Below are 5,121 nucleotides of genomic sequence, written 5' to 3'. Positions count from 1 at the left end.
CGCAGCGCTTGTGTGGATGGTATACGCAAGGAGCCTCAGGTGAACCGAATTTGCACGAACCGGGAAAACATATCACTTTTTAGCGAACCGCTTCACTGCTTTCTTCTCATGCCATGGAGAAACCGGTGGCCACCTCGGCGCAAGCAACCGCCCTTGCCTGTCTCGACGGCATCCAGCCGTTGTTGTCCGCGTGGACACGCATCATCTTCGATTACGGCGAGACCGCGTGGCGGGAATATCAATCCGCCGCCTGGTATGTCGAGCGACTGAAACTCGAAGGCTTTTCTGTCGAAGAAGGCTCCGGCGGCATGCCGACCGCCTTCTGCGCGCATTGGACCAACGGCCCCGGCCCGACCATCGGCATGTACGCCGAATACGACGCGGTGCCGGGCAATTGCCAGGATGCCGCTACGGTCGAGCGTCCGCGCCGGGGACTTGGCAACCAGGCCGGCGGCCACACCGACCCGCATTCCGGGCTGGGTATTTCGAGCCTCGGCGGGCTGCTGGCGACCAAGGCCGCGATGCAGCGCCACGGCATATCAGGCACGCTGCGCTTCACCGGCGAGCCGGCGGAAAAGGTGCGTGGGTCAAAGCCGATCCATGCCGCCAAGGGCTATTATGACGGCCTTGCCGGCATGATCTCCTTTCATCCGTTCTACATGCTGCCGCTCTGCAACACGGCGCGCTGGGACACGCATTGCGGCGCGGCCTACGCGATGATCTATCGCTTCATCTGCGACCAACCGGAGCGCTGGGCGCTGGCTGCGGGCGCTGCACCCATTCCGCAAGCACATTCGGCGGCGCGCGCGCCCGGCGCCAACGACGCATTGATGATGATGTACATGGCCTCCAAGGCTCTGCGCGATTCCATGCTGCCTCACCAGGGCGGCTGGTCGATCAGCGAGGCGATCCTGACGGCGGGGCAAGCGACCGCCGACAATTTGCCGGCGGGGCTGGCCGAGATTCAGTACATGATCCGCGTGCCGACGCTTGCCATGGCCGAGCAGGTCACCGCGGTGCTCGACCGCAATGCCGAGGCGGCGGCAGCGATGAGTGGTTGCCGCACCGAGCGGCATTGGGTGTCGAAGTCACGACCGGGACTTGCCAATCATGCCATGGCCGAGATCGCCTATGAAGCGCTGTCGACGGTCGGGCCGCCGCGCTGGGACGAAGACGCCAAGGCAGTCGCGCGCGAAATACAGGTCAATGCCGGGCGCATGGCGAGCGACGAGCCGTTCATCGAAGAGCTGGAGCGCCTGATCGAGCCGCAGGCGGCGGAAGCGATCCTGCGCCGCGACCTGCCGCCCTCGCAGGTCAATTCGACCTCCGACGACTACACCGACATGAGCTGGCACACGCCGACGGCGCGCTTCTATGTCGCCCGCCCGGCGCTGCGTTCGGAGACCGGCTATCCCTATCCAGCCTGGGTGATGAATGCGCTGGGCGGTATTTCGGCCACGATCGACCCGATGGTGGCCTGCGCCTCCCGCACGATCGCGCTCGCCGCCCTTCGCCTGCTGGAAGACCAGACTGCCCGCGAAGCGGCGATGGACGAGTTCGTTACCCGCACCGGCGGCGGCATCGGCGGTTCGAACTGGATCGCACCGCTTTGCGACTACGAGCCGCCGATCGGGTTTCGCTGGCCAGAATATGTCACCACTCCGCGTGGACGCGACTGGTGGATACCGAGCAATCAGACACCCCTAAGTCACCTCACGAGGAGCATCCCATGACCGTTCATGACCGCATTGTCGCCGAGCCGTTTTCGCTGCAGCGCCGCAACCCCGCCGGCGGCACCAAGCCGCTGACCGCCTGGGGGTTTGCCAACGAGACCGACGTGCTGACCGACGTCCTGCTCGGTTCGCCCAATTTCCTGCGGCATCTGTCGACCAGCTCGCTGTCGCGCAAGCACCTGCGCGAGGCGCCCTGCAACGTCCAGATCGCACAAGCACAGCACAAGGACCTGGTCGCCGCCTACGAGCATTTCGGCGTCAACATCCACTGGCACGAGCCGACGCCCGAGCTGCCGATGCAGGTCTATTCCCGCGATTCCAGCGTCATGACGCCCTACGGCGCCTTCATCACCGCCATGGCCAACTGGTGGCGGCGCGGCGAGAACTATGCCGCGATCCGCACCTATGAAAAACTCGGCATCCCGATCTACGACATGGTCACGGCTGGTACCTTCGAGGGCGGCGACTTCAACGTCATCGAGGACGGCGTCGTGCTGATAGGCTGCGGCGGCGCGCGCACGCAGGAGGAAGGTGCGCGCCAGGTGCAGGCCTGGTTCGACAAGGAAGGCTGGGAAACCCGCATCGCTTTCATCGACGAATATTACGTCCATATCGACCTGATGGTGGTGCCGATCGCCGAAAAACTGACCGCCGTCTGCCTTGCCTGCACCGAGCCCGGCATTGTCGACTGGCTGAAGGGCAAAGGCCACGAGATCATCGACGTGCCGTTCCAGGACACGATGGCGCTCGGCTGCAACTTCATGTCGCTGGGCAAGGACCGCGTGATCGCGCCGACCTCCAGCCAGTCGCTGATCGGCCAGCTCAAGGCCCGCGGTTTCGAGGTCGCGGCCGTCGACATGAGCGAGATTTCGAAGACCGGCGGCGGCATCCACTGCATGGCGCAGGCGCTGAAGCGCGAACCGGCCTGAGCCGGCTCGCCCCTCAGCAACAAACCCGATACTGTGTCTTCGCTGCCCTTGTGAGTGCTGGAAAAATGGAGGAATAGTCTTGCGGAATGCATCGCCCTGAAATTGCCGGTTTGCGGTACTCAGGTCGTGCAATTGCTAGCCGGATTCCGAATGGCCAGTCCCGAACCGCGCAAGAGAAGAGGTCCGATCGCCGCCCGGCTGCTGGCGCTCGACGCGTGGATCGATTCCTCGCTCTACGAGATCGGCTTCAAGGCGCGCCAGTTCTGGGAATCGGCGACGATCTTCTCGCGGCGCTTCCGCGTCAACGGCTGGCGCCGTGGCATCATCGAAGTGTTGAGCGAAGGTTTTACGCTCGGCGCCGGCGGCATCGTGGTGATGCTGGCGCTGGCCATTCCGGCTTTCCAGGATACGGCCGGCGACTGGCGCGCCCAGGGCGACTTCGCCGTCACCTTCCTCGACCGCTATGGCAACGAGATCGGCCAGCGCGGCATCATCCAGCGCGATTCCGTGCCGGTCGACGAGATGCCCGATCACGTCATCAAGGCGGTGCTTGCTACCGAGGATCGCCGCTTCTTCGATCACTACGGCATCGATGTGCTCGGCCTTTCCCGCGCCATCTTCGAGAATGTGCGGGCCAATTCCGTCGTTCAGGGCGGCTCGAGCATAACCCAGCAGCTGGCCAAGAACCTGTTCCTCACCAATGAGCGCACGCTGGAGCGCAAGATCAAGGAAGCCTTCCTGTCGCTGTGGCTCGAGGCCAATCTGTCGAAGAAGGAAATCCTGCAGCTCTATCTCGACCGCGCCTACATGGGGGGCGGCACGTTCGGCATCGAGGCGGCCGCCGATTTCTATTTCGGCAAGAGCGTCAAGGATCTGAACCTCGCCGAGGCGGCGATGCTGGCCGGGCTGTTCAAGGCGCCGACCAAATATGCGCCGCACATCAACCTGCCGGCAGCGCGCGCACGCGCCAATGTGGTGCTGTCCAACCTTGTCGATTCCGGCTTCATGACCGAGGGGCAGGTTCTGCAGGCAAGGCTGCATCCGGCCGATGTCGTCGACCGCGGCGAGCAGAAAAGTCCGGACTATTACCTCGACTGGGCATTCGACGAGGTCAAGAAGATCGCCAAACCGGGCCAGCACTCGCTTGTTGCCCACACCACCTTCGACGCGAACATCCAGAAGGCAGCGGAAGAATCGGTGGAGTTCCACCTGCGCCAGTTCGGCAAGGAGTACAACGTCACCGAAGGTGCCGTCGTCGTCATCGAGACCAACGGCGCCGTGCGCGCCATCGTCGGCGGCCGCGACTATGGCGCCAGCCAGTTCAACCGCGCCACCAAGGCGCTGCGCCAGACCGGCTCGTCATTCAAACCCTATGTCTATGCAACGGCGATGGAACACGGCTTCACGCCCAATTCCATCATCTCCGGCGGCCCGATCAGCTGGGGGTCCTGGTCGCCGCACAATTACAGCGGCGGATCGGCGGGCAATGTAACTCTGATCATGGCTATGGCCAAATCGATCAACACGGTGCCGGTTCGGCTGGCCAAGGATCACCTTGGCATCGGGCCGATCAAGGCCATGGCCGAGGCGATGGGCGTGGAATCGCCGCTCGAAGCGCACAAGACGATGGTGCTGGGCACCTCGGGCATGACGGTGATGGACCAGGCGACGGGCTACAGCGTGTTCGCCGACAACGGTTTCGTCGGCTTCCGGCACGGCATCAGCCAACTCGTCACCCGCACCGGCGAGGTGGTTTATGATTTCGCCAAGGATGCGCCGCCGCCACACCGGGTGTTGTCGGAGCAGGCGCTGAAATCGATGAACACCATGCTGGCCGCAGTACCGGTGATGGGCACGGCGCGGCGGGCCCAACTTCCCAACATCGTCGTCGCCGGCAAGACGGGCACGACGCAATCCTACCGCGACGCCTGGTTTGTCGGCTTCACCGGCAACTACACGGCGGCAGTATGGATGGGCAATGACGATTTCACGCCGACCAAGAACATGACCGGCGGCTCGCTGCCTGCGATGGTATGGCAGCGCCTGATGGTCTATGCGCACCAGAACATCGACCTCAAGCCGATCCCGGGCATCGACAAGCCCTTCGTCGACGAGGAGATCGCTGCCAAGGCCGAGGAAGCACAGAAGAAGAGCGACGCGCAGGCGGTGGCCGATGCAGCCGCCGAACGGCCGCCGGTGCTGTCCAGCCGCACGACGCAGACGCTGCGGGACATGACCAACCTGTTCCAGTCGGCGCCCGTCCTCAATACGCCTCAACCGCCGGAGACGCTGTCGGCGCTGTGATGGCGCGCCTCTTCCTTCTCCCCCTGTGGGGGCTAGCGTGCGCACACATTTGCTTCGTGCTGTGGTCAAGCGTGAAGAAGCGACGCCGGAAAATGGCTTGAAGTGTTTGAATCGCATGTGATTCTGTAGCTGCCATTGTTCTGGAGGCTACGACG

3 protein-coding genes are annotated in these 5,121 nt (G+C 63.8%); all 3 read left to right on the top strand.

The window, feature by feature from the left end; translation table 11 throughout:
- The first annotated feature begins 113 nt into the window (after positions 1-113).
- The 3 genes from EN914_RS23725 to EN914_RS23715 all read left to right on the top strand — a co-directional run bounded on the left by EN914_RS23725 (position 114) and on the right by EN914_RS23715 (position 4,966).
- A complete protein-coding gene (locus tag EN914_RS23725) occupies positions 114-1,733 on the top strand; it encodes a peptidase M20 (RefSeq protein WP_032899663.1) in 1,620 nt (539 codons plus the stop codon).
- Positions 1,730-2,662: a dimethylarginine dimethylaminohydrolase family protein gene (locus tag EN914_RS23720; RefSeq protein WP_013532649.1), complete on the top strand. Its 933-nt coding sequence runs from the start codon at positions 1,730-1,732 to the stop codon at positions 2,660-2,662. The genes EN914_RS23725 and EN914_RS23720 overlap by 4 nt, the downstream gene beginning before the upstream one ends.
- Before the next feature lie 150 nt (positions 2,663-2,812).
- Positions 2,813-4,966, top strand: a complete 2,154-nt coding sequence (locus EN914_RS23715) for a transglycosylase domain-containing protein (RefSeq protein WP_024505299.1) — start codon at positions 2,813-2,815, stop codon at positions 4,964-4,966.
- Positions 4,967-5,121 lie beyond the last annotated feature (155 nt).

The sequence above is a fragment of the Mesorhizobium sp. M7A.F.Ca.CA.001.08.2.1 genome (genome assembly GCF_003998455.1).
Taxonomy (GTDB): Bacteria; Pseudomonadota; Alphaproteobacteria; order Rhizobiales; family Rhizobiaceae; genus Mesorhizobium; species Mesorhizobium ciceri.
This window is presented reverse-complemented; position numbering and strand designations above follow the sequence as displayed.